The organism is Ferdinandcohnia sp. Marseille-Q9671 (genome assembly GCF_976954385.1).
Window position 1 is genome coordinate 832,016 of the sequence record NZ_CDRJTA010000001.1, and the last position, 24,932, is coordinate 856,947.

Consider the following 24,932-nt stretch of genomic DNA (forward strand, 5'->3'; position numbering starts at 1 on the left):
TGTCTAAAGAAACCCCAATCACATTTTATTGTGAGATTGGGGTTTACGAATTATTTCAATGCGTTTTCAAGGTCTTGAATTAAGTCTTCGCTATCCTCTAAGCCTACGGAAATACGTACAAGACCATCGCCAATACCGAGTTCTGCACGACGATCTGCTGGAATAGATGCATGTGTCATTTTCGCTGGTACAGAGATTAAACTCTCAACAGCCCCTAGACTTTCAGCTAGTGTGAAGTATTTCACCTTATTCAACAACTTATCAGCATTTTCAGCACTACCAACATCAAAGGATACCATTCCACCATATCCTTTTGCTTGATCCTTCGCTATTTTATGATTTGGGTGTGTCTCAATTCCAGGATAATAAACCTTTGACACAGCGGGATGTTGTTGTAGATATTCCACAATTCTACGTGTATTTTCTTCATGTTCTTCCATCCGAATTCCTAATGTGCGAATTCCACGGATTAATAACCAGGAATCTTGGGGACCGAGTACCCCACCAGTTGAGTTTTGAACAAAATGCAACTCTTCACCTAATTCTGCTGAATTAACAACTACTAGCCCTGCCACAACATCACTATGTCCCCCGATGTATTTGGTAGCACTGTGCAACACGATATCTGCACCTAGTGTAAGTGGTGTTTGCCAATATGGGGTCGCGAACGTATTATCAACAATGGTTAAGAGGCCATGTTTTTTGGCAATATCTGCTGCTCCTTTAATGTCTGTAATTTTCAACAAAGGATTTGTAGGTGTCTCAATATATATTGCTCTCGTGTTATCACGAATTTCACCTTCAATATTATCAAGATTACTCGTATCAACAAAAGTTGAATCGATACCTAACCGGTTTAGAACCTTTGTCATCACTCGATAAGTTCCACCATACACATCATCAGTTAAGATAACATGGTCCCCACTATTGAAAAGCATCATAACGGCTGTTATAGCAGCCATTCCTGATCCAAAAGCAAACCCTCTTTCACCTTCTTCAATATCCTTAATTAATTCTTCAAGGGCATGTCTAGTTGGGTTTCCTGTCCGTGAATATTCAAATCCCTTATGGCCACCGATACCTTCTTGTTTATATGTGCTCACCTGATATATGGGTGTAGTAACTGCACCAGTATGTGGGTCTCCACCGATTCCACCATGAATAAGTTTCGTTTTTCGTTTCATGTTATAAGCCCCCCTCATATATTTTTTTACTTAAATATCGTTCACTACTGTCAGGGAAAATTGTAAGAATAGTTGTTCCAGGTACAGCTTGTTCTGCCTCAAGGAGTGCAGCATGAAGTGCTGAACCTGATGAACTCCCAACGAGGAGACCTTCCATACGAGCAACCTCTTTCACACGACGGAAAGCTTCCTCATCCGAGACAGTATAAATTTTATCAAAATAAGATATATCCATGTATTCCGGAAGAAACTCCATCCCTATTCCTTCTGTCTTATGTGGGCCAGATTTGCCACCATTTAGGATTGACCCTTCTGGTTCCACGATGACAGTCTTAATCGAGTTATTCATTTCTTTTAAGTACTTAGATGTCCCCATAAAGGTTCCACCTGTACCCGCTCCTGCTACAAAAACATCAATTTCCCCATCTAGCTGTTTCCAAATCTCAGGTCCTAACGTTTTATAATAGGTTTCAGGATTTGCAGGGTTTGCAAACTGTTGCGGACAATAGGAATTGGGAATTTCAGCAAGAAGCTCCTTCGCTTTTTTAATTGCACCACTCATACCATCCTTTGTGGGCGTATGAACAATCCTTGCTCCTAGAGCTTTCATTAATTCTTGCTTTTCAATTGAAAATTTCTCTGGAACACAAAATATCACATTAATATTATGGTTAATTGCTGCAAGCGCAAGTCCAATCCCTGTATTCCCAGCAGTTGGTTCAATAATAGTTCCACCCTCGGATAACTGACCCGTACGGAATGCGTGCTGAAGCAGTTCAATTCCTAAGCGATCTTTTACACTTCCACCGGGATTAAAGTATTCGAGCTTTGCTAAAAGACGAACACCATTATGTAACGGGAACTTGGTAATTTCCACAATTGGTGTATTTCCAATTAGCTCATGAACATTCTGAAACACTTGCATAAGTAACCCTCTCCATTTATGATGATTTATTGATTTGTTCAACCATTTTTTCTACAACCATAGAAGAATTTACTGCGGCTGTTTGTAAGAATTGCTCAAATGAAACATTAGACTCTTTTCCTGCTATGTCAGATAATGCCCGAATGACTACAAAAGGTACCCCAAACTGATGACAAACTTGCGCTACGGCTGCTGCTTCCATTTCAACTGCATATAGGTCGCCAAACTTTCCACTTACAAATGCAACCCGCTCTGGGTCGTTCATAAAAGAATCACCCGTTGCAATCAGGCCAGTTACAACTTGAACATTAGTATTTCCTTCTGCACTTTTTTCAGCCAAAGCAATTAGGTTCTCATCTGCTTTAAAAGCAGCTGGCAGGCCAGGAACCTGCCCGTATTCATAATTAAAAATCGTAACATCCACATCATGGTGTCTAACTTCAGATGAAATGACGATATCTCCAACATTAAGTGTTGCTAAATGACCTCCAGCTGATCCAGTGTTGATTACATAATCTGGTTTAAATTGCTGTAATAGGATCGTTGTTGAAATGGCTGCATTTACTTTCCCAATACCTGACTTCAATAGGATTACATCATAGCCATTAAGTGTTCCCGTATAAAATACACTTCCCGCTACAGTTGTTTCTTGTCTATTTGAGATTTTTTCTCGTAAAATTGCTACTTCCTCATCCATTGCTCCAATTATTGCTACATTCATAAGTACGTATCACCTTTCATCCTACTTTTTTGTTGCCTCCATCACCCAAACAAAATGATTAAAACGTGTAAATTCAACAGTAAATCCATTTTGATTGGCAATTTCCCGTAACACAGGAATCGTCGTGTAATATTCCGTTTCTAAATCCTTTGCAAGGTTTAGGAAGCCCATTTGTTTTGCAGATTGAATTGTCATTGTATATTCTTGATTATTCTCAAACATTGTATCCGCAAACACTATTTTACCACCTTTTTCAAGTAAGATGCCATATTGTGAAAAGGCCTGATTTTTTTCAGTATCAGTAAGATGATGGAACGCATACGTACTTACAATTGTATCTATTTTTTTATCCGGTTTTTTATATTCTAAAAAATCTCCATCTTCTATTGATAATTCATAATTATCAAGTTTTTCTAACGCAATTTCACGCATTGGCTTTGAAGGTTCGATCCCAAAGACCTGTTTGTTTTCATTTAGTAACTTTTGAGTTAGATTACCTGTTCCTACACCAAATTCTAGTACAGTGGCACCAGACTTTTGAACAACATTGTGGAGTATATCATCATAGCGATTAAATACCTCTTTATATTCCAAATCATGTCCAGTTACAGTCTGATCGTAAGAATCTGCCCAGCACTCAAAAACCTCAAGAAATTCTCTCCCCATTATGCTCACTCCCTAGAATTTTATATTATTCCTATAAGTATACTATGAATTAAAAATTGAACTGTTCTAAATTTATCATAGAAACTGTAGTTTATCAATTAAGAAGTGCACAAATAAACAACAAAAAAACGCAGGAATTCCTGCGTTTAACTTAGTCTTCATTTTCATCTGGTTCATCTTCGTCCATTTCATTTTCGTCTTCGTCTTGTTCCGATTTTTTCTTGTTATATTCGTTTTCTTTCAGTTCCTCAATTTTAACTGGTTTCCATCCCTCGTTTGGTACCCAATCAAGATAAACCCTTTGTACTTGTTTTGTTGTCTTAGATGAAACAGTTGCAGTAATGGAATTTTCACCATTTCTGCCAAGCCACCAGACAACCATATCAGATCGATCGAAACCAGTTGCATAGCTTGCTGCCATTTCCATCTCATTTCGATCAGTAGAGCCTTCATCATAAACAATCGAATGTGGCTCCGTTTGTTCGGTCCCAATTGGTTTCCAAGCAGGATTCTCAATTACTTTTGCAACATTTGAGTTGGGATCGCCTTCTGTAACAACAGCTGCTTCCTCTGATTTTGGTGCAGTTTTATCATCTTTATCTTTCTCGTTTTCTTGCTCTTTATCTTTATCACTTTTTTCAGTAGTAGTCTGTTCTTCTTCCTTAGTTTTGTCTTCCTTCTCATCAGGAGCGGTAGATTTATTATCTTTAGGTTGGTTAGACTGATTTGAAGATACAGTATCTTCTACATTTTTATCACCAAAGATAAGCTTACCGCCAAAGAATACAATTAAAATTATGACCAGGCCTATTAAAACATTTAAAATTCGGTTTACCTTTTTTCTTTTCGCTCTTCTTTCAGAGCGAGGACCTTCATTAAACTTATCTAGATCATACCCCATTTAGTCATGTACCTCCTAAAACGACTATTACTTGATAATCTAATTCATCCTCTTATTCTAGCATGACTAATGGATAGGGTGAAGAATTTTCTTATCTCAGTCACTTTTATCGGTACCTTTTTCCTGTTCCAACTGAAAAATACCTTGAACCATATCATAAAATACATCATTCGAAACGTACCTAGAGCTTGGTTGCTCTAAATCAACTACAACGAGTGCGTATTTTGGATTTTTGAAAGGAAAATAACCTGCAAACCATTTATTCACAAGGATTGTATCTCCCTGTTTTTTTCCTGTTTCAGCTGTTCCTGACTTTCCAGCAACTTCATATGGTAGACTTGCAAATCTTTGGCCAGTTCCAGAAGTAACAACACCTCTTAATAGTTCTTGGAGCCTACTAGCTGTATAGGAAGCGATTTGTTGTCCTTCCATTTTTTGTTCTGAGAAAGAAAATAATGTCGTTCCGTTTTTGTACAGAACGTCACTTACAGTTCGAACTTCCTTCTTTTCCCCTCCTCTGGCAATGGTGGCCATCATATTTGCAATAGCTAATGGAGTCACCCTTACATCCTTTTGGCCAATAGCAGTTTGCGCAATCGCTTTTTTTGCGCTTTTGTCACGCTCATCTGCCCATATTCTCCCGTTGTACTCATTGGGAAGTTGTTTAAATTCTCGAAACCTAAATACATCTCCATTCCAACCGATTGGTCCAAGTAACCCAAGCATTTCAGCATATTTTTCGATTATATCTTTGTCTGTTTGAAGTAACTCTTGAGCAATCGTTGCAAACGTATAATTACAGCTTTTTGCAAAGCTATTGTGGAAATTCAACATGCCATGTTGATACTCAGCAGGTCCCTCTCCATATAAATCTAAGTCACAATTAAACATCCTATCATTTGAAATTTGTTCCTTTTCAATCGCAGCTGCTGTGACGACTGTTTTAAACACGGACCCAGGAAATTGTGGCATAATCATTTGATTTTCTGCTGTCCCATCTCCAAATGGGTTCGTATGATTGATATCCGGTTTACTTACCATTGCTAGTAAATCATTGGTTTCTACATCAAGAAGGACAATTCCACCCTTATTCACTTTGTGTTTCTCCAATACTTCCTCTGCTAGTAACTGAAGCTCTTTATCTAGAGTTGTTTGAATCGCCACAGGATAATAAGGATTTGCTGGTGCCGTATACTTTACATCAATACCAAATAACGGTCCTCCATCTCCCGCAACATGGTATAAGAGCTTCGCCTCTCCTTCCGGTAAAAGGAACTCATCAAATGTTGATTGCAAACCAGTGATTCCTAGCTTCGTATTTTTACTTAAATAGGTTTTCTCAGGGTAACGCTTCTGAAATAATTCCTCGTTCTCACGTATTAATCCGATTAGATGCTCGGCTATTTGACTATCAAGTTCATACTGGCGATGAACGGCAAATACACCTGGGATTTGAAGGTTATTGATTTTGTTCATTTGGGTCTCGGTTAATTCTATGGGTGTGTCTCCACCTACAATAACTGGTTTTTTAGCATCTTTTAATTCTCTTTGTAATTGATTGGTAGATATATTTACGATCCCAGCTACATCTTCAATTGGCCATTCAATATTTTTCAAAAAAGGAAATAACACTAAGGTCGGATAATATTCATGTGTCAGGGCCTCTTTGTGGCGATCGATAAATCTACCTCTACCTTGGTCGATGACTAATTCTTGCGTTCTTTGTGAAACACTTGCTTCGATTAAGTTTACATCTCTATCAGAAAATGATTCCGTACTTACTAACTGGAGCTGAATTAGTCTCCCTATTAGCCCGGTTAAAACCAACAGAATTACTAAAAGAATGGATAATGCACGTTTTTTTATCACCATAGAAAAACACCTCGTCAACAGTTTCGACGAGGTGTTATAAGATTTATACATTTCAGACAAAAAACAGTTCTTATTTGCTATTTATTTAAATTTCAGTTGTCCAAAAACGTACCAACTATAAAGTTTCCGACTTTCACACAGTCATGACAAGTATGGTATGAAATTAGTCAATCTTTGTAATTTCAACAAACATTTCTCCACCAGGAGTTTGAACAGTAACTTTATCTCCTACATGTTTACCAATCAGGCTCTTCGCAATTGGAGAATCGTTTGAAATCTTCCCTTCAAATGGATCGGCTTCAGCACTACCTACAATGGTATATGTTTCTTCTTCTCCATCTGGAAGCTCGATAAAGGTAACTGATTTCCCTAATGAAACCTTACCTGCACTATCTGCATCCTCTTCAATAATTTTTGCATTTCTGATCATATTTTCAAGTGTAGTGATACGTCCTTCAACAAATGCTTGTTCCTCTTTCGCTGAATCATATTCTGAGTTCTCAGAAAGGTCACCAAAGCTTCTAGCAATTTTAATACGTTCCACTACTTCTTTACGTTTAACCGTTTTCAAGTGTTCTAGCTCTTGTTCTAATTTTTGCTTACCTTCTAATGTCATTGGAAATACTTTCTCTACTGCCATAATCCCTTCACTCCTTCAGTTGTTACAATCCCCCTGTGATTGCTCTATAAATCATCAAAAAAAGTATGTAGTACGATATTAGTTCTATTCTATTACTACGCTATTGTATAGTAAGGAAAGGAACGATAGGAAAACACTACCATTCCTTTCCTTACAATTTGTACTATCATAACATCTATTTCTCTGTTATGTTATTACAAAATTACATTTTGTTCAAGAATTGTTTGAATTTTGGTTACCATTAAGTCGATTGCAACGAAATTTTGTCCACCTTCAGGAATGATGATATCAGCATATCGCTTTGTAGGTTCAACAAATTGATTATGCATGGGGCGAACCACCGTTTCATATTGTTCTACAACCGACTCCAATGTGCGTCCCCGATCTCTTATGTCTCGTAGCATTCTTCGAATAATTCGGATGTCGGCATCTGTGTCAACATAAAGCTTTATATCCATTAAATCACGTAGTCTCTCATCCTCGAGTACTAGGATACCTTCCACAATGATAACATCTTTTGGCTCAACCTGAACAACTTCAGATGACCTTGTATGAAATTTATAGTCATAAATCGGCTTACTTATACCTTTATATTCAAGAAGATTTTTTATATGTTTGATAAGTAAGTCATTGTCAAAAGCCAATGGATGGTCGTAATTTGTATTTAATCTTTCTTCATAGGGCATTTCACTTTGATCTTTATAATAAGAATCCTGCTCAATCATCAAAATAGAATGTCCTTTAAAATGCTCATATATTGCTTTTGAAACACTTGTCTTTCCAGACCCCGAGCCTCCAGCAATGCCAATAACTATTGGCTTTCTGCTCATCTTACTTCCCCTTTCGCATCATGTTGTTCGGGTAGACTAGTTTGTCCACTTTGAACGAAACGATTTGTAATGGATGTCTTGCAGCCTGTATCTCTTGTCCATCCTCATCCCAAATCGACTCAATTATTTGGGTAAAGTTTTCAATTTCCGGGCCGAAAAACTCAACCTGATCACCTTTTTTAAAGAAATTACGCTGCTGTAATGTTACGATACCTGTTTCCTTATCATAGTCTAACACCAGACCTGCAAAATCATAAGTTGTTTTTTTACTATGTGTTCCATACATTTGCTCATTTACACCAGGAACCCCTTCAAAGAAGGCAGGAGCAGTCTCACGATTTGCACATTTATCAAGTTCTTCAAGCCATTCTTTTTTGATAACAAAATTATCTGGATCAGCACTGTACTCATCTATAACTTTTCTGTAAACACTCACAACAGTAGCTATATAATGAATGGATTTCATACGTCCTTCAATTTTCAAACTGTCTATTCCTAATTCAATCATTCTTGGAATGGACTCAATTAATTTCAGATCCTTAGGGCTCATTGCAAACGGTGCATCCTCATCCTCAAAAAGGGCAACTTCGGATCCAGTTTCATCAAGTCTAAATAAATCATAGTCCCATCTGCACGATTGGCAGCAGCCACCACGATTTGAGTCACGTGCTGTCATATGATTACTTAAGGTACACCGACCAGAATAAGCGATACACATTGCACCATGGATAAAAGTTTCAATTTCAATATCAACTTTTTCCTTCATTTCTCGAATTTCTTCAGCACTTGTTTCACGTGCTAATACAACCCTCTCCAATCCTTCCTCTTTCCAAAATTGAACGGCTTTCCAGTTGGAAAGAGACTGTTGGGTGCTTAGGTGAACCTCCATTTTAGGAGCCACCTTTTTACAAGTTTCGATAATTAGTGGATCAGCAACGATAATACCGGAAACTCCAGCTTTTTCTAACCCCATCAGATAGTCATCAAGTCCATCTATATTTTCGTTATGAGCATAAATATTTGTCGTTACATATATTTTAGCCCCATATTTTTTAGCGAATTCGACACCTTCTGCAATTTCTTCTAACGTAAAATTATCTGCGTTTGATCTCAGTCCATATTCTTGACCACCGATAAAAACAGCATCTGCACCATAGTGAACAGCAATTTTTAATTTTTCAAGGTTTCCTGCTGGAGCAAGCAACTCTGGCTTTTTAACAATTACGCGCTTGCCATCAATTATTTTTGAAATGGGGTCTTTCACAACTGCTGTTGACATGTTTATTCCTCCTCACAATCAATATCCCTGGGCATATGGACCATAAAGATTACCCTCGCCAGAGGCACTGTCTTTTTATGGCCTTACTATTCGTTAATAAACCGTTTCTTTGAAATAAAAGCCAGTATCGAGAGGTCGATTAATTGGTTGAAGCTCCTCTAGCTGAGCTAAGAGATCGTCCTTGATATCCTCATACTCGTCACGATTTTCAACACATAAGTCAATGGCTTTACGATAGATTTTTGTAACTTCTATGAGATAATCGGTTGATTTTAAAAGCCCATCAATCTTAAAGCTATCAACACCCGCATTAATCATCTCTTCCAATTCATCAACGATACAGACGTCATTAGGACTCATGATATGAGTTCCGTTCTCGTCTTCATATATGGGGTATTTGTTACCTCGTTCGTTATCAAATAAAAACATGTCTTTTTCTTTTTTACGATTTTCAACTTCCATGACTTTGCCTTGATATTCGAAATAGTTACCTATTAATGAACGTTTAGATTGAAACATACACATCATTCCATGTACCTGTACTTCAATTTCAACCTCAGCATTTTCTTTAATTTCTACTATAGAATCCATATTTAGCTCACGAGCTAATACCGCACGTTTTGCACCTTTACGTCCCCAGTAGTTACATGTATACCAATTTGTTGCAGTAGTTTCCGTATTCCAGTGTAGTTTCATTTCTGGAGCAACCTCACGTGCAGTAAGAAGTACTGCTGGATCACCGAAAGAAATTGCATCTACCTTGCTGTCACGTAAGAATGCAACATAATTAGATAATTCTTCGATTTTTTCATTATGAAACAGGGCGTTTACAGCAACATAAATTTTCGCTCCATGGCTGTGAGCAATTTCAACCGACTTAACAATGTCTTCACGATTGAATTCTCCTGCGAGACGCAGGCCAAATTTTTGTTCACCTATCATAAATGCTGTTGCACCAGCATGTATTAATGGTTCAATATCTCCAACGCTTGTAGGAGTTACAAGAAGCTCCGGCTTTTGCATTCCTATACACCTCTTTTTTTACTAATTGCGATACCGTCACCTACAGGCAAAATCGTAGTATGATACTCCTGGTGAGCCAGTAACCACTCGTTATATGCTCTAATTTTTGTTACAAGACTTCTGATTCGTTTACTCTCAATTTCCTCTTCTGCAACGAGCCCTTTAAATAGTACATTATCAGTAACAATTAGACCATCCTTTGAGAGGCATTTTTCATAGATGTCAAAAAAATGTCGATATTGTCCTTTGGCAGCATCAATAAAAATACAATCGAATTCCCCTAAATCTTTAATTTCGGAAGCCACCTCTAAGGCATCTCCAAAAATGACCTTTATTTGAGAGCTTGTCCCTGTAAGTTTTATATTCTCGAGAGCTTTTTCATATCTTTCCTGGTCTCTCTCAATTGTTATAATTGTCGTTTTAGGAAGTGCCTTGGCCATTCTAATAGCCGAATACCCTATTGCTGTGCCTATCTCAAGAATCTGTTTTGGTTGAGAAATACGTAATATTTGAAGCATCGTTTCGATGCCTACTAATTCCATTATTGGCACATTATTTTCTTTTGCATAATGTTCCATTTCTTCTACGATTTCGTCCCGTTTGGGTAGTAGATTTTCTAAATAATCGGTTAGTTTACTTGATAACAAGAAAAAAACCTCCATTCAATATGGTGGTAGTGGTTACGAATAAGAACTGATTAACTTTTGTAAAATACTATTGTTTTTTAACTCGGTTTATTTTACCACAAAGAAAAAGGGAACGCTATATTAGCTTCCCTTTAGTCGTACATTTATTATTGATTTGTAATATGTTGATTCTTTTTCACATTATGCTCTTCCAGTGTTTTAGAAAATAATACCTCTCCAGCTGGAGTTGCAAGGAAGTATAAATAATCGCTTTCTGCCGGATTTAATGCCGCCGATAAGGATGTTTCTCCCGCATTGGCAATAGGTCCTGGAGTAAGGCCTTTTATTACATAAGTGTTGTATGGCGAATTGACTTTTAGATGGTCATATAACACGCGATCCTTATGTTCACCTAATGCATATAGAACAGTAGGGTCAGTTTGTAATGGCATCCCGCTATCTAATCGATTATAAAACACGCCTGAGATTTGTTCACGATCTGTTTGAGCAGTTGCTTCCTCTTCTATTAAAGAGGCAAGAGTTAATAGTTTATGAGTTGAGTCAATATACTTATTCCCTTCCATAAGAGCCGTATATTTTGCTAACACTTTCTCCGTCTGCTCTAACATTGTTTCTACGATGGATTCAATAGATGGCTTTTCCTCGTAAAACGGATAGGTTGCAGGGAATAAATATCCTTCTAGTGGATGCTTAATATCCTGGTGTAGGATTTCATCTGTTAAAATAGTTGGATATTTACCTATTAGATCTTGTATATATGCAGGGTCATCAAGCTTTGTCATGACCTCTTCTTTCGTATACCCTGTTTGTTCGGCTATAATTATTGATATTTCTTCTAGTTGTTTTCCTTCTGGAATCACTAGTTTAAAAGTTGGGTCTCCCACAAGGATTCCTGATTTAAGGCTTTCAATAATTTGATCAAAGGTCATAGATTTGGTGAATTGATATTCCCCAGCTTGAAAACCAGATTCATTCTTAAACTTCGTATAATAGCGAAATACTTTCGCGTTTTTCACGATGTCGTTTTCTTCAAGGATTCTCGCAATCGCTGTCGGAGATGAACCAATCGGTATCGTTACTTCTACCGGCTCTTTACTAGTAGGGTCTACCGGTTCAAGAGCTGATTTAATATATAAATAGCCTCCACCAATTAGTCCAGAAAATACAATTAAAATAATCATAAATGTTATAAACACAATTTTACGGACCATTTTGGCTTCACTATGCCGTTCAAGCAATCTTTTTTTATATAGATCCTTTTTCGATTCTTTATCTGACATAAATAGTAAATCCTCCCCTCACTCGAAATATTATACTACATTTTTTTATGTAATTCGTCAATTTTAGGAAGAATTAACTAGTTTTTGTTGAATTTTCTTGAAAATTATTTAAATTCTTTAATAAAAAGAAAAAAACAGCCCATCGGCTGTTTTATTCGTCTCCTTCTTCGTCTAAGAATGTATTTAACATTTCTTCGATGAGGTCCCATTCTTCTTCCGTTTCTATTGGTTGTAACTCGCCATCTTCTCCATCCGCTGAAGGGCTGAAACTTGAAGCATGAATTTCGATATCTTCTTCATCCTCTTCGCCTTCTCCTACTGGATAATATAAGACATACGATTTACCGAATTCTTCTGATTCGAAGGTAAATAATACCTCACAAAGTAATTCATTACCTTGCTCATCAATTACAGTTATTTGCTTTTCACCATGTTCCATTTCATATCCACCTCTCTAATTTTTACTATCAAGATATCCTTGGAGAATCATGACTGCTGCCATTTTGTCGATTACTTGCTTTCGTTTCTTTCGACTAACATCAGCGGAAAGAAGGACTCGCTCTGCCGCAACTGTTGAGAGACGCTCGTCCCATAAAACAACAGGTAATCCGAATCTTTCCGTCACCATATCGGCAAAATGCTGACTTGCTTCACCACGTGGTCCAATTGTTCCATTCATATTCTTTGGTAAACCGATTACGACAGATTCTACCTCGTACTGCTTAATAATTTCTCCAAGCCGTTCAAACCCGAACAGCTGTCGTTCTTCATTAATTTTGATTGTCTCGACGCCCTGTGCAGTCCATCCCATTTCATCACTGATGGCTACCCCAACTGTCTTCGAACCGACGTCTAAACCGAGAATCCTCATTCGTTTTACCCCTCACGATGAATCTTTAAATAGGATTTTACTAACTCCTCAATTATTTCATCTCGTTCAAGTTTTCGGATAATATTTCTCGCATCATTGTGACGCGGGATATACGCAGGATCACCCGATAATAAGTATCCTACAATTTGATTAATTGGATTATACCCTTTTTCTTGAAGAGCATCATAGACAGTAAATAATACTTCATTTACATTTGTTTCAACCGGTTCCTCCGGAAAATTAAATTTCATTGTTTTATCAAATGAGCTCAAGTTTGGCACCTCACTCTCAGATTCGGTTGTTGGAATCTGTGCATGTAAATCTTACCATTCATTGTACACTAATCACAACTAATTATAAAGAAATCTTAACAAGAAGTGACAATTTGTATCATCAAGAGATGATACAAATCATCTCTTCTCAATCAAATTCGCCAAAATCAATGTGGCTTTGCGCAGTATGCCAGATACTAACTCGAAAAAATAAACAGTGCGGAAACTAAATGGTTTTAACCCATTCTTCCACAAATTGTAATGCGGAATCAAGCTGCTCTGGATTCTTACCACCAGCTTGAGCCATATCTGGCCGGCCACCGCCGCCTCCACCACAACGAGTAGCAACTTCCTTTATAAGCTTTCCTGCATGGAATCCTTTTTCAATTAAGTCCTTAGTAACGCCTGCTGTTAAATTAACCTTATCTTCATTAACAGATCCTAACACAATTACTGCTGAACCAAGCTTTTGTTTTAAGTCATCTACCATACCACGTAGATTGTTCATATCCTGTGCGTTTACCTTACTATACAACACAGTAGTTCCATTAATATCTTTCGCCTTTTGTACTAAGCTACCTGCTTCAATATTACCCAACTTTGCTGAAAGTGATTCATTTTCACGACTTAATACACGTATCTCATTCTGCAATGCTTCAATACGACTAGGTACCTCAGCTGGCTTCGTTTTCAATAATGAAGCAGTTTCCTGTAACAGCTTTACCTGGTCATTAATAACATGGTAAGCCGCTTCTCCTGTTACTGCCTCAATACGTCTTGTCCCAGCTCCAATTCCTGTTTCAGTAACGATTTTGAATAGACCAATTGTTGATGTATTTGGCACGTGACAACCACCACAAAGCTCAAGGCTATAGTCACCGACTTGAACAACACGGACGATATCTCCATATTTCTCACCAAATAATGCCATTGCACCCATAGCTTTTGCTTCCGCTAAGGATTTATAGTCAATGTCTACTGGAATACTGCCCCAAATCTTTTCATTTACAATCGCCTCAATTTGCTCAAGCTCTTCTGGCTTAATTTGACCAAAATGAGAAAAGTCAAAACGCAAACGGTTTGAAGTGACTAATGAACCTGCTTGATTCACATGCTCCCCTAATACATCTTTTAGAGCCTGATGTAGAAGATGTGTTGCCGTATGGTTCTTTACAACTCCGCTTCGATTTTCCTTATTAACTTTAGCAGAAACTTGATCACCTTTCGTTACAGATCCTTTTTCAACAATAACTCTGTGAAGGTTTTGGCCATTTGGTGCTTTTTGAACATCTTTTACAACAATCTTTGTCGTTTCAGTTTCAAGTGTACCTTCATCCGCAATTTGTCCACCGCTCTCAGCATAAAAAGGAGTTTTGTCTAGAATAAGCTGAACCTCTTCCCCCTCATTTGCTGCTTCAACGATTTCACCATCTTTTACAAGTACTAAAACAGATGATTGAGCTTCCAATTGGTCATACCCTACAAATGTACTTTCTACTTTTATCTCACCTAGTACACCACTTTGGACCTGCATTGAGTCTACATCTTGACGTGCAGATCTTGCTCTTTCACGTTGGTTTTCCATTTCACGTTCAAAACCATCGTGATCAACCTTCATGCCTTCTTCCTCTGCGTACTCTTCCGTTAGCTCTACAGGGAAACCGTAGGTATCGTATAATCTAAATACATCTTCACCTGAAATTGTGTCGCTGCCTTTTTCTTTCTCTTTCTTAATGACTGTAGATAGGATTGCTAATCCGTCATGCAAGGTTTCGTGGAAACGTTCTTCTTCCGTTTTCACAACCTTTTGAATAAATTCTGTTTTATTCTTTACCTCCGGATAAAAATCAACCATGATTTCGCCAACCACAGGGACAAGTTCATGCATGAATGGACGATTAATTGAAATTTGCTTTGCATAGCGAACAGCACGTCTTAACAATCTTCTAAGTACATAGCCTCTTCCTTCATTAGAAGGGAGTGCACCGTCACCAACTGCAAAAGTTACAGTTCTGATATGGTCTGCAATCACTTTAAACGCAACATCCTTTTCTTTCTGTTGACCATATTTTTCACCAGAAATAGCTTCTGTTGCTTCAATAATTGGCATAAATAGATCTGTATCAAAGTTCGTTGGCACATTCTGGATAACCGAACACATTCTTTCAAGTCCCATACCTGTATCAATATTCTTCTTCGGAAGTGGAGTATATGTACCATCTGGATTATGATTAAATTGTGAAAATACTAGGTTCCAGATTTCAAGATAACGCTCATTTTCTCCACCAGGGTATAATTCGGGATCGTTCGGATCATTTCCAAACTCTTCGCCTCTGTCATAGAATATTTCTGTGTTTGGACCACTTGGCCCTTCACCAATATCCCAGAAGTTACCTTCTAATCTAACAATACGCTCCTCAGGAATTCCTACTTTTTTATTCCAGAGATCGAATGCCTCATCATCTTCCGGATGAATCGTAACAGAAAGTTTTTCAGGGTCAAACCCAATCCAGTCTTTACTTGTTAAGAATTCCCAAGCCCACTCAATGGACTCTTCTTTAAAATAATCACCGATTGAAAAATTCCCAAGCATTTCAAAGAAAGTATGGTGACGAGCCGTTTTCCCTACATTTTCGATATCGTTTGTTCGGATTGATTTTTGTGCATTACAGATTCTTGGATTCTCTGGAATCACACGTCCATCGAAATATTTTTTTAGAGTTGCCACTCCACTGTTGATCCAGAGTAAAGAGGGATCCTCATGTGGAACGAGTGAAGCACTCGGCTCAATTGCATGCCCTTTTGATTGGAAAAAGTCTAAAAACATTTGTCGAATTTGTGCTGATGTTAGTTGTTTCATATAATAACCTCCTATATTATTTTTGACATAAAAAAAATACTCTAATCCCTAAAAAACAGGGACGAGAGTATTGCTCGCGGTACCACCCTGATTATGAACGTTATATGCGCTTTAGCTGATGAACCTAGATTCTTGTGGAACCTTAGGTATTCGACAGCGGCTTTTAACGGAATTCTATGGGATATCATACCCAAAAAATTACGTTAAAACGTCCATCACCTTCGTATATTGATAACGGTATTCACCGGTAGGTTTGCCTACACTCAGGAGTAGCGTTCTGTTACCCTCATCAAGAATTCTTTCAGCCATGGAATTCCTCTCTGATTTGATGGTGCTGTAACATACTCGTTCCTTCATAGTTTTTCATTTTTTAAGATAAAACTGTCACTTTATGTATTATCTATTTTCTTGTCAATTATATGCAAGTCAAAAAAGTTTGTCAATGTTGTGTTTATAGACAGATTAAGGTGTACTCTATTTGTTGACGACAGTGAAATGCTGCTTTGCATGCATGATAGAAACCTTTAAAATCGCAACTACAGGTACTGCAATAATGAGCCCAAGTACTCCCCCTATCTCTCCGCCAACTAAAAGTGCTCCAATAATGACAATTGGATGTAGTCGAAGGCTCTTTCCTACAATAATCGGTGACAATAGATTCCCCTCAATAAATTGAAGTCCAAATACAACAATGACAACAATTAATAGCATTTTCATTGATATAGTTGCAGCAATAATGGCTGCGGGGATTGCACCAATAATTGGTCCAAAATACGGAATGATATTTGTTACACCAACAATGCTACCCAATAACAAAGGATACTTCATTCCAGATAACCAAAACGCAATTGATGCAATCGTGCCAACGAGTAAACACACAAGTAATTGACCTCTAATATAGTTTCCCAATGACTCATCTACATCTCTAAAAAACAACTGGCCTGCTTTGCGCAGCTTTCTCGGTGTAATATACCATAGGGCTTTCAACATTTGATTGTAATCCTTGAGCATATAAAAAACGATAAAAGGAATGATGGCTATTAAAAAGATAGAATTCAATAAATCCTTTAACACCTCGATGGTATGTGAAAGTAAATAGTCCACATAATTTTCTACTGAATACAGTATTTCATCTAACTGACTGTGAACAAAAGGCGGTAGATTTGAGGTACCAGATTCTATCTGAATAAGCCACGCTCGATATGTTTCACTGAACTCAGGAAAGCTTTCCGCTAAGTCCTTGAGCTGTTGAAGGATAACCGGAATCCCCTTATAAAGCCCAAAGCCAAGACCTCCGAAGAACAATAAATATATGAATAAAATGGCTAATGAACGTGGTAGTCCCTGATGATGTATTTTTTCAATAACCGGGTGTAGTAAGTACGTAATGAAAATAGAAATCACAAACGGAAATAAAAATGTCTTCAGCACATGTACGACTGGAAGCCAAATTGGAGCCAATTTTAAAAAGACAAACAGTGTTAAAAACGTGAGTAATAACAACGATATTCTAAAGATCCATTTCATTCTGTTCTCATGCATCCATCTCACCACCTTGTAGTAGTTTTTGAAATCATGATGGTTTTATACAGATTTTGCGGTTGAGAGAAAACATTGTAAAGAGACAGATTGTTTTGTAAAATGATGCTCCTGCGCTTCCGTTACCGTTTTAAGTTTTTCCCTGGGCAATCGGGCACATTTCCTGTGCTTGCGTTACCGTCTTAACCTTTTTCCTGGACAATCGGGCACGATTCCAGCGCTTCCGTTACCGTTTTAAGTATTTCCCGGGGCAATCCGGCACGATTCCAGTGCTTGCGTTACCGTTTTAAGCTTTCTCCGGGGCAATCGGGCACGATTCCAGCGCCTGCGTTATCTTCAAACCAAAAAACCCCACCAAAGTGGGGTTTCCTTTAAAACATTTTAGTTATACGCTTGCGCATTTTTCTCATGTTTCGGTTAGACATTACATTCGTTTTAGACATTACTCCGTATGCCGCAGCACCTAGACCAATAGTAATTAGAGAAGTCATTGCTCGATTCATAACCTCTTCACCCCTTGATTAGGATTACATACTTATTCTTCTGTCATCTTCAGCAAACAGATCATCCAACGAACTGAGTGTGCCATCTTCCTCTACCTGATGCGTGAATATTTGACCTTTATTAACCGAAAGCTCGATAAAACATCCCCAGCAGTAAAATTGATTTACACCAATTTTACCAATATCTTTACTCTTACAATTTGGGCACTTCACAGGGTACACCTCACATCATGGAATCATACATCAACGACGATGACATCTTCGCTTATTTTCAGAGGCTGGTTCGTTTTCACTACCTTTTTTCCTTCTGTGATGTCAGCAAAAAAGCCATCCGTTATTTCATACCCTATAATAGTGCCCAATTCTTCTGAAAAATATACATCTTCAAGTAAGCCTAATTTTACCCCATCTTTGGATAAAATCGGCTTTCGAAATAATCCATGATGAGTGTGTAAAAAATAAGTGGGTGCTTGGGCTTCGTTATCTAATCGTTCGATAAGCTGTCTGTCCGAAACCATCACACCGTCATCCCCAAGAGAGGAAATGCTCTCGATTGGGACTACCCGATACTTGTCAAACAGTCCCTTTCCTTGCATGATCAACGCGCTAACCTTGCCATTAGGTGTAATACAAAGGTCTGAAACTCTGCCAAGGATTTCTGCTGAATTTTCATCGTAAACCGGTAGATCTTTTAGTAATGTGAACGTCCGCAAAGATAATCGCCACCTTTCCGAACATTACTTATCATTCACTATCTAAGGTGAAGTCATACCGTACAAGGTTTTCCATTACGATGTCCCGTCTTTATTTACTCCATAAAATCATACGGTGTAAGATTTTCCATTCCGATATTAGGATCAGTTTGAAAAATGATATCGTAATAACTTTCGGCTTCTACTGGCTCTTTTACTGAAACTGTTCTGTCAGTAGTCCCGCCTGTACCAAATTGAGCTTTTAGCTTTTCACATAATGTTGTTTGGCGATTTGTATCGTTTGCTCGCTGAACACCTTGTCGTAAAGCCTCTTCCTCGCCACAAAGTATCAAGAAATTTTTACTTCGTGTGATGGCTGTATAGATTAAATTTCTTCGTAGCATCCTATAATAGCCCTTTACAATCGGTAGAATGACAATTGGAAATTCACTACCTTGAGATTTATGGATGGAGCAACAATATGCGTGAGTGATTTGATTCAAGTCCTGTTTCGTATATGTCACTTCATTACCTTCAAAAGACACAACGACCATATCCTGTTTTTCTGTGTTTTCTTTTGCGTAAAAGATAGAGACAATTTCACCTATATCGCCATTAAACACATTGTTTTCAGGTTGGTTTACCAGTTGAAGCACTTTATCGCCTCGCCGATAGATGAGATCGCCGAACTTTATCTCACGTTTGCCTTGTACCGGTGGATTAAACAGTTCCTGCAGCATTACATTTAAACTGTCTATACCAGCAGGTCCTCGATACATAGGCGCCAAAACCTGAATATCCTTCACAGAATAGCCTTTTTTCTTGGCATTATCTGATACCTGTCGGACCACATCGAGAATCTGACCTTGGTAACATTTTAGAAAAGACCTATCTTTTTTAGGTGCCGAGATGTCCACAGGGAGCATACCTTTTTTTATCTCATGAGCTAATTCAATAATGGAGGATCCTTCTGCTTGGCGATAGATATCTGTAAGTTGTACAGTTGGTAAAACTTCGGACGCCAATAAGTCTTTTAAAACCTGACCAGGGCCAACCGAGGGCAATTGATCCTCGTCTCCAACGAGAACAACCTGTATATGTTCTGGTAGTGACTTAAATAATTGATTGGCTAACCACGTATCTACCATCGACACCTCATCAACGATTAACAGCTTACCATTTATGGGATTGTCTTCATCATGATTAAAGCCTTCCACTCCGTTCCATCCTAGCAATCGGTGTATTGTAACAGCTGGAAGTCCAGTTGATTCAGTCATACGCTTTGCAGCTCTTCCTGTTGGAGCAACTAACAAAATCGGAAAAGGATTTTCTGCATTATAGTCCTTCGGGTCTAGGGAGCAGCCGTGTAATTCTCCATATAATTCAACAATACCTTTAATAACCGTTGTTTTTCCAGTTCCTGGACCACCTGTTAACAGTAACATTGGAGACATCAGTGCTTTTTGGATTGCGTCTTTTTGTGATGGAGCATACTGGACATGAAGCCTTTCCTCGAGGGCACCTAATGCCAACAAGAATTCAGACTCTGGAAAAAGATCCTTATATTCGGTTTGTTCCATTACACGTTTAATATTGGTAATTAAACCTCTTTCAGAAAAATATAGCGAGGGTAAGTAAGCCTTGTCCTCTTCTATAATTAATTTTCCCTCTTCTGTTAATTGTATGATTTCCTGAGAAATGTCTGTTGCAATAATTTCTTCTTGGCTGCTTTGTTCTAACAATTGTTGCACTCGTAAAATTAATTCCTCGACAGTAAGATAGACATGTCCATCCTGCAAGGAATCATGCTCAAGTATGTATAAACAACCTGCTTTAATACGGTCTGGATGATTCCCGGATATCCCTAGTTGTCGCCCTAGTTCGTCTGCTCTCCCAAATCCTATTCCTTCAATATCCTCAACTAACTTATACGGACTTTTTTGTAGGATTTCTAGTGTTTGTTCCTTGTACATTTGATATATTTTCATCGATAACTGTGGACCAAATCCATATTGTGAAAGTCCAATCATAATTTGTTCAAGACCCTGGTGTTCTTGTAGTGTTTCATATATTTCCTTTGCCTTATCTCCTGAAAGCTTATCAACCTCTTGGAGGACAGCAGGATTGGCCATAATTTTTGAAATAGCACCTTCACCCAGGGTTTCCACAATTTTTTCTGCCGTTTTTTTCCCGATACCTTTGAATAAGTCGCTAGAAAGATATTGAATAATACCCTGTTTTGTATGAGGTATCTCCTTTTGAAATTGCTCTACGTGGAATTGCAAACCGAATCTAGGATGTTCCTTTAATCGGCCAAAGAATATGTAGGTTTCGTTCTCATGGATTCGAGGGAAATATCCAGTCACAACCGCCTCTTTTTCTTCGTAATTTTCGTTTGTTTCTTGAAGACGAATTCGAACAACTGAATATAAGTTTTGCTCATTGTGAAAAATGGTTACTAAATGAGTACCTTTCATATATTTCCTTTGTTCATTGAATAAGTCTAGTGTATCTTGTTGGTCCATACGTTATTTCCCTCCTTACAATCCAATGATTAGTGGTTATTCGTTTTCTTCATTTATGGCTTCGGTCACAATTTTCTTCCCGTTTGCTGCAAGGACATGGTCGGGTTGAATTTCTAAAGCCTTTGAAAACATTTCGAGTGCTTTATCATAATCGTTTTTAAATCCCGCATAGGCAACACCTAAGTTGTAATAGGCGTCTGAATGTGAAGGATCGAGTTCAATGACACTGTTAAAAGTTTCGATTGCCTCATCAATGACCGATTCACCCGCAAGACATAGGCCATATTGGAATAATGCATCTGTATCATTCTCATTAAGTTCAACTGCACGCTTCATATAAGGTAACGCTAATTTTGGCTGCCCCAACTGAATTAGTGTCATACCTAACATAAAATAGGTATCACTATTGTCTACACCTTTTTGTATCGCTTTTTCAAACATATCTTTTGCTTTTACGAAATCCTCTTTGTTATATAGGAGACTTCCGATTCCATAGTATGCAGTACCCACATTTGCGTCAATCTCAAGTGCTTTATTAAAAAATGCTAAAGCTCTTTCAGCATCCCCTACAGCTGATAGCAGATTTCCAAAGTTTATATAAAAAATGGGGTCATTTGGATTCTCTTCAATTGCTTGCGAAAAGCATTTAGCTGCTTCTTCGTATTTACCTTCTTGCATATATTCGATACCTTGTTTATTTAAATCCAATTTACATTCACTCCTACACATATTCCTCAAATTTAATCGTATAATTAGTTATTTTGCATTTTATATTATAACATAGGAAAACCCCAACCCTATATAGAGTTGAGGTATCATTAACCAACATAGGTTAGGCGTTTACCATTTTTAAATACATGATCGATTGTAGCCCCACCTAAACATTCATCGCCATTATAAAATACAACAGCTTGTCCTGGTGTAACAGCACGAATTGGTTTGTCAAAAATTACTTTTACTGTGTTTTCATCAACCTTTTGAACTGTTACATCATTATCTTCTTGGCGGTAACGGAATTTTGCCGTACACTTTACATCTTGATCTGGTTCATTATCTGATACCCAGCTAACATTCGTTGCTAGAATTGAGTCAGAGTATAGGTGTTCGTTATGAAAGCCTTGGTCAACATATAGAATGTTCTTCTCTAAATCTTTTCCAATCGCAAACCAAGGTTCCCCGCTTCCACCAATACCAAGTCCATGTCGCTGACCGATTGTATAGTACATCAAGCCATCATGTTTCCCTTTTACTTCACCTGAAAAAGTAACCATATCTCCAGGTTGTGCAGGTAAATAATTGCTTAAGAATTCTTTGAAATTTCGCTCTCCTATAAAACAAATCCCTGTACTGTCCTTTTTCGTTGCAGTGGCCAGATTTGCCTCTTTTGCAAGCTCACGTACTTTCGATTTTTCAATATTTCCTATTGGAAACAAAACTCTTGAAAGTTGCTCCTGTGTAAGTTGATTTAAGAAATAGGTTTGATCCTTATTCTCATCAACCCCTCTTAACATCTTATACTCACCATCTCTATATTCTACTCGTGCATAGTGGCCTGTTGCTAGATAATCCGCACCAAGCGTCAGTGCATGATCTAAAAATGCTTTGAATTTAATTTCCTTATTACACATGACATCCGGGTTTGGTGTTCTGCCTGCCTTATACTCATCCAAGAAGTAGGAAAACACTTTGTCCCAGTATTGTTTTTCAAAATTAACGGCATAATACGGAATCCCGATCTGGTTGCATACTCGGATTACATCCTCATAATCCTCTGTTGCCGTACAGACACCATTTTCATCGGTATCATCCCAGTTTTTCATAAAAATCCCAATGACATCATAGCCTTGCTCCTTTAACATAAGGGCCGCAACAGATGAGTCAACACCACCTGACATACCAACCACTACGCGTGTATCTTTTGGTTCTTTCATTGTTCCACCTCCTAGCTTGTTAACCTATTCACTATTTTTGCCGTTTCAAATGCAGCCTTTTTCACTTCATCAATCGTATTTCCTAAACCGAAGCTAAAACGAATGGAAGCCGCGATTCGGTCCGACTGTTTGCCGAACATGGCAACTAGCACATGTGATGGGTCAATCGATCCCGCTGTACAAGCTGATCCACTTGATGCTGCTATTCCAGCTAAATCAAGGTTCACAAGCATTGATTCCACATTTGTTCCGGGAAAATATACATTTAACACATGCGGTAACGATTTTGACAAATCGCCATTCACTTCAAACACAATACCCTCTTCTTTTAAAACTGAAAGAAAGGTTTGTTTAAAATCTAGATAAAGAGAGCTTTTTTCACTGATTGATTGCTTCGCTAATTCAGCTGCAGATTGAAGGCCAACTATACCAGCGACGTTTTCTGTTCCAGCTCGACGCTTCTTTTCTTGTTCTCCCCCAAATACGAGTGGAGCAACTTTATTACCTTCACGGATATATAAAAATCCAGTCCCCTTAGGACCATTTATTTTATGTGCAGATACTGACAATAAATCAATCTTATATTGATCTACATCGATGTCTACCAAACCATAGGCTTGAACCGCATCTGTATGAAATAATGCTTGGTGATTTTCTAGAAGCCTGCCGATTTCCTCAATTGGTTGTAGAGCACCTATTTCGTTGTTCCCAAACATAATAGATACTAGAATTGTTTCATCCGTGAGTGCTTTCTCTATATCGCTAACGGCAACAAGCCCTGCCTCATTAACTGGTACATACGTAACTGTAAAGCCTAGCTTTTCTAAATGTTCACATGTATGAAGAACAGCGTGATGCTCGATAGCTGAGGTAATAATATGCTTGCCTTTTTCCTGCATGGCAAGGGCTGTTCCGGTAATGGCTAAATTATCTGCCTCTGTTCCCCCGCTTGTAAATATAATTTCGTTTGGCTTTGCATGGATACTTTCTGCAATTGTTTGCCTTGCCTCATCTATGGCATGGCGACTCTTTCTACCAAAAAAATGAATACTTGAGGGATTACCAAAGGATTCCGTCATATATGGGAGCATGCTCTCCACAATATCAGGGTGCATAGGCGAAGTAGCTGCATGGTCTAAATAGATTCGTTGCAACAATGCCACCCTCCTTCTTTATCAAATGTGCCTAGGCGGTATGCGTTAGATTGGTTATTTGATGTGGTCTCAAAGGCGTACACCACAGGACGTGTCGTACTTAGTCTTTGTTCTTATCTATCAAAAATTCCATATAAAAATAAAGCATCTACCAAAGCATTAACTTTTAGATTATGACATGTTTTTCTTAGATATAAAACATATATGCATCATTACCGTCACTATGGCTAGCAAGATCTTCTAACGTTGTATTATCAAGTACTTCTTTTACTGCATCTCGTATTCGTATCCATAATTCCCTTTTTGCAGGCTCTTCATCCTCTAGAACTTCCACAGGACTTATTGGACCTTCAAGAACAAGAATTACATCGCCTGCTGTTATTTTTTCGGGCTCGTCACCCAAAATGTAGCCTCCATAAGCACCACGAATGCTTTTTACAAGTCCTGCATTACGTAGTGGAGAAATCAATTGCTCTAAATAATGTTCAGACAAATCATGCTTTGCAGCAATTGATTTTAATGATAGTGGCCCTTTACCATGATTCTTTGCTAACTCAATCATGATCGTTAACCCGTATCTTCCTTTTGTTGATATTTTCATAAAAATACACTCCTAT

General features: G+C 38.0%; 25 protein-coding genes and 1 other annotated feature. All 25 genes read right to left on the minus strand.

The annotated features are described in order from the left end of the window. Positions 1–50: 50 nt before the first annotated feature. Entirely contained in the window at positions 51–1,184 is a 1,134-nt protein-coding gene (locus ACWNMY_RS04400; RefSeq protein WP_449537063.1) for a bifunctional cystathionine gamma-lyase/homocysteine desulfhydrase, read from the minus strand. Position 1,185: 1 nt separating this feature from the next. Beyond that, entirely contained in the window at positions 1,186–2,109 is a 924-nt protein-coding gene (locus ACWNMY_RS04405) for a PLP-dependent cysteine synthase family protein (protein WP_449537064.1), read from the minus strand. A gap of 16 nt (positions 2,110–2,125) precedes the next feature. After that, positions 2,126–2,830, minus strand: a complete 705-nt coding sequence (mtnN, locus tag ACWNMY_RS04410; protein WP_449537065.1) for a 5'-methylthioadenosine/S-adenosylhomocysteine nucleosidase — start codon at positions 2,828–2,830, stop codon at positions 2,126–2,128. A 21-nt stretch (positions 2,831–2,851) separates the two neighbouring features. Beyond that, complete coding sequence (locus ACWNMY_RS04415; RefSeq protein ID WP_449537066.1) at positions 2,852–3,496, minus strand: class I SAM-dependent methyltransferase; 645 nt, start codon at positions 3,494–3,496, stop codon at positions 2,852–2,854. A 151-nt stretch (positions 3,497–3,647) separates the two neighbouring features. Next, positions 3,648–4,397, minus strand: coding sequence for a YrrS family protein (locus tag ACWNMY_RS04420; protein WP_449537067.1), 750 nt, complete (start codon positions 4,395–4,397; stop codon positions 3,648–3,650). A gap of 96 nt (positions 4,398–4,493) precedes the next feature. Next, positions 4,494–6,269 (minus strand): peptidoglycan D,D-transpeptidase FtsI family protein, encoded by a 1,776-nt coding sequence (locus ACWNMY_RS04425; RefSeq protein ID WP_449537068.1) that lies wholly within the window; start codon positions 6,267–6,269, stop codon positions 4,494–4,496. A 163-nt stretch (positions 6,270–6,432) separates the two neighbouring features. Continuing rightward, on the minus strand, positions 6,433–6,909 hold the full coding sequence (gene greA, locus ACWNMY_RS04430; protein ID WP_449537069.1) for a transcription elongation factor GreA: 477 nt from the start codon (positions 6,907–6,909) through the stop codon (positions 6,433–6,435). Positions 6,910–7,103: 194 nt separating this feature from the next. Beyond that, entirely contained in the window at positions 7,104–7,739 is a 636-nt protein-coding gene (gene udk, locus ACWNMY_RS04435; protein ID WP_449537070.1) for a uridine kinase, read from the minus strand. Between the two features lies 1 nt (position 7,740). After that, entirely contained in the window at positions 7,741–9,018 is a 1,278-nt protein-coding gene (locus tag ACWNMY_RS04440; protein ID WP_449537071.1) for a peptidase U32 family protein, read from the minus strand. Between the two features lie 93 nt (positions 9,019–9,111). After that, positions 9,112–10,041: a peptidase U32 family protein gene (locus ACWNMY_RS04445; protein ID WP_449537072.1), complete on the minus strand. Its 930-nt coding sequence runs from the start codon at positions 10,039–10,041 to the stop codon at positions 9,112–9,114. A 2-nt stretch (positions 10,042–10,043) separates the two neighbouring features. Then, positions 10,044–10,688: an O-methyltransferase gene (locus ACWNMY_RS04450; protein ID WP_449537073.1), complete on the minus strand. Its 645-nt coding sequence runs from the start codon at positions 10,686–10,688 to the stop codon at positions 10,044–10,046. 146 nt (positions 10,689–10,834) lie between these two features. Then, positions 10,835–11,968, minus strand: a complete 1,134-nt coding sequence (gene mltG / locus ACWNMY_RS04455) for an endolytic transglycosylase MltG (RefSeq protein WP_449537074.1) — start codon at positions 11,966–11,968, stop codon at positions 10,835–10,837. Positions 11,969–12,119: 151 nt separating this feature from the next. Further along, complete coding sequence (locus ACWNMY_RS04460) at positions 12,120–12,407, minus strand: DUF1292 domain-containing protein (protein WP_449537075.1); 288 nt, start codon at positions 12,405–12,407, stop codon at positions 12,120–12,122. A 15-nt stretch (positions 12,408–12,422) separates the two neighbouring features. Beyond that, positions 12,423–12,839: a Holliday junction resolvase RuvX gene (gene ruvX, locus ACWNMY_RS04465; protein ID WP_449537076.1), complete on the minus strand. Its 417-nt coding sequence runs from the start codon at positions 12,837–12,839 to the stop codon at positions 12,423–12,425. 5 nt (positions 12,840–12,844) lie between these two features. Continuing rightward, positions 12,845–13,111: an IreB family regulatory phosphoprotein gene (locus tag ACWNMY_RS04470; RefSeq protein WP_449537077.1), complete on the minus strand. Its 267-nt coding sequence runs from the start codon at positions 13,109–13,111 to the stop codon at positions 12,845–12,847. A gap of 226 nt (positions 13,112–13,337) precedes the next feature. Next, positions 13,338–15,971, minus strand: coding sequence for an alanine--tRNA ligase (alaS, locus tag ACWNMY_RS04475; protein ID WP_449537078.1), 2,634 nt, complete (start codon positions 15,969–15,971; stop codon positions 13,338–13,340). Positions 15,972–16,025: 54 nt separating this feature from the next. Beyond that, positions 16,026–16,337: a binding site (T-box leader), on the minus strand. A 108-nt stretch (positions 16,338–16,445) separates the two neighbouring features. Further along, positions 16,446–17,513 (minus strand): AI-2E family transporter, encoded by a 1,068-nt coding sequence (locus ACWNMY_RS04480; RefSeq protein WP_449537079.1) that lies wholly within the window; start codon positions 17,511–17,513, stop codon positions 16,446–16,448. Positions 17,514–17,881: 368 nt separating this feature from the next. Further along, the gene (locus tag ACWNMY_RS04485; protein ID WP_449537080.1) at positions 17,882–18,013 is read right to left on the minus strand and encodes a YrzQ family protein; all 132 of its coding nucleotides are present in this window, start codon (positions 18,011–18,013) and stop codon (positions 17,882–17,884) included. A 24-nt stretch (positions 18,014–18,037) separates the two neighbouring features. Continuing rightward, positions 18,038–18,226: a hypothetical protein gene (locus ACWNMY_RS04490; RefSeq protein ID WP_449537081.1), complete on the minus strand. Its 189-nt coding sequence runs from the start codon at positions 18,224–18,226 to the stop codon at positions 18,038–18,040. A 23-nt stretch (positions 18,227–18,249) separates the two neighbouring features. Continuing rightward, on the minus strand, positions 18,250–18,726 hold the full coding sequence (locus tag ACWNMY_RS04495) for a PRC-barrel domain-containing protein (protein WP_449537082.1): 477 nt from the start codon (positions 18,724–18,726) through the stop codon (positions 18,250–18,252). A gap of 95 nt (positions 18,727–18,821) precedes the next feature. Next, positions 18,822–21,230, minus strand: a complete 2,409-nt coding sequence (recD2, locus tag ACWNMY_RS04500; protein WP_449537083.1) for an SF1B family DNA helicase RecD2 — start codon at positions 21,228–21,230, stop codon at positions 18,822–18,824. A 36-nt stretch (positions 21,231–21,266) separates the two neighbouring features. Further along, positions 21,267–21,938, minus strand: a complete 672-nt coding sequence (locus tag ACWNMY_RS04505) for a tetratricopeptide repeat protein (protein WP_449537084.1) — start codon at positions 21,936–21,938, stop codon at positions 21,267–21,269. Positions 21,939–22,048: 110 nt separating this feature from the next. Then, on the minus strand, positions 22,049–23,161 hold the full coding sequence (mnmA, locus tag ACWNMY_RS04510; protein WP_449537085.1) for a tRNA 2-thiouridine(34) synthase MnmA: 1,113 nt from the start codon (positions 23,159–23,161) through the stop codon (positions 22,049–22,051). A gap of 11 nt (positions 23,162–23,172) precedes the next feature. After that, on the minus strand, positions 23,173–24,315 hold the full coding sequence (locus tag ACWNMY_RS04515) for a cysteine desulfurase family protein (protein WP_449537086.1): 1,143 nt from the start codon (positions 24,313–24,315) through the stop codon (positions 23,173–23,175). Positions 24,316–24,502: 187 nt separating this feature from the next. Then, positions 24,503–24,916, minus strand: coding sequence for a cysteine metabolism transcriptional regulator CymR (gene cymR / locus ACWNMY_RS04520; RefSeq protein ID WP_449537087.1), 414 nt, complete (start codon positions 24,914–24,916; stop codon positions 24,503–24,505). Positions 24,917–24,932: the final 16 nt, after the last annotated feature.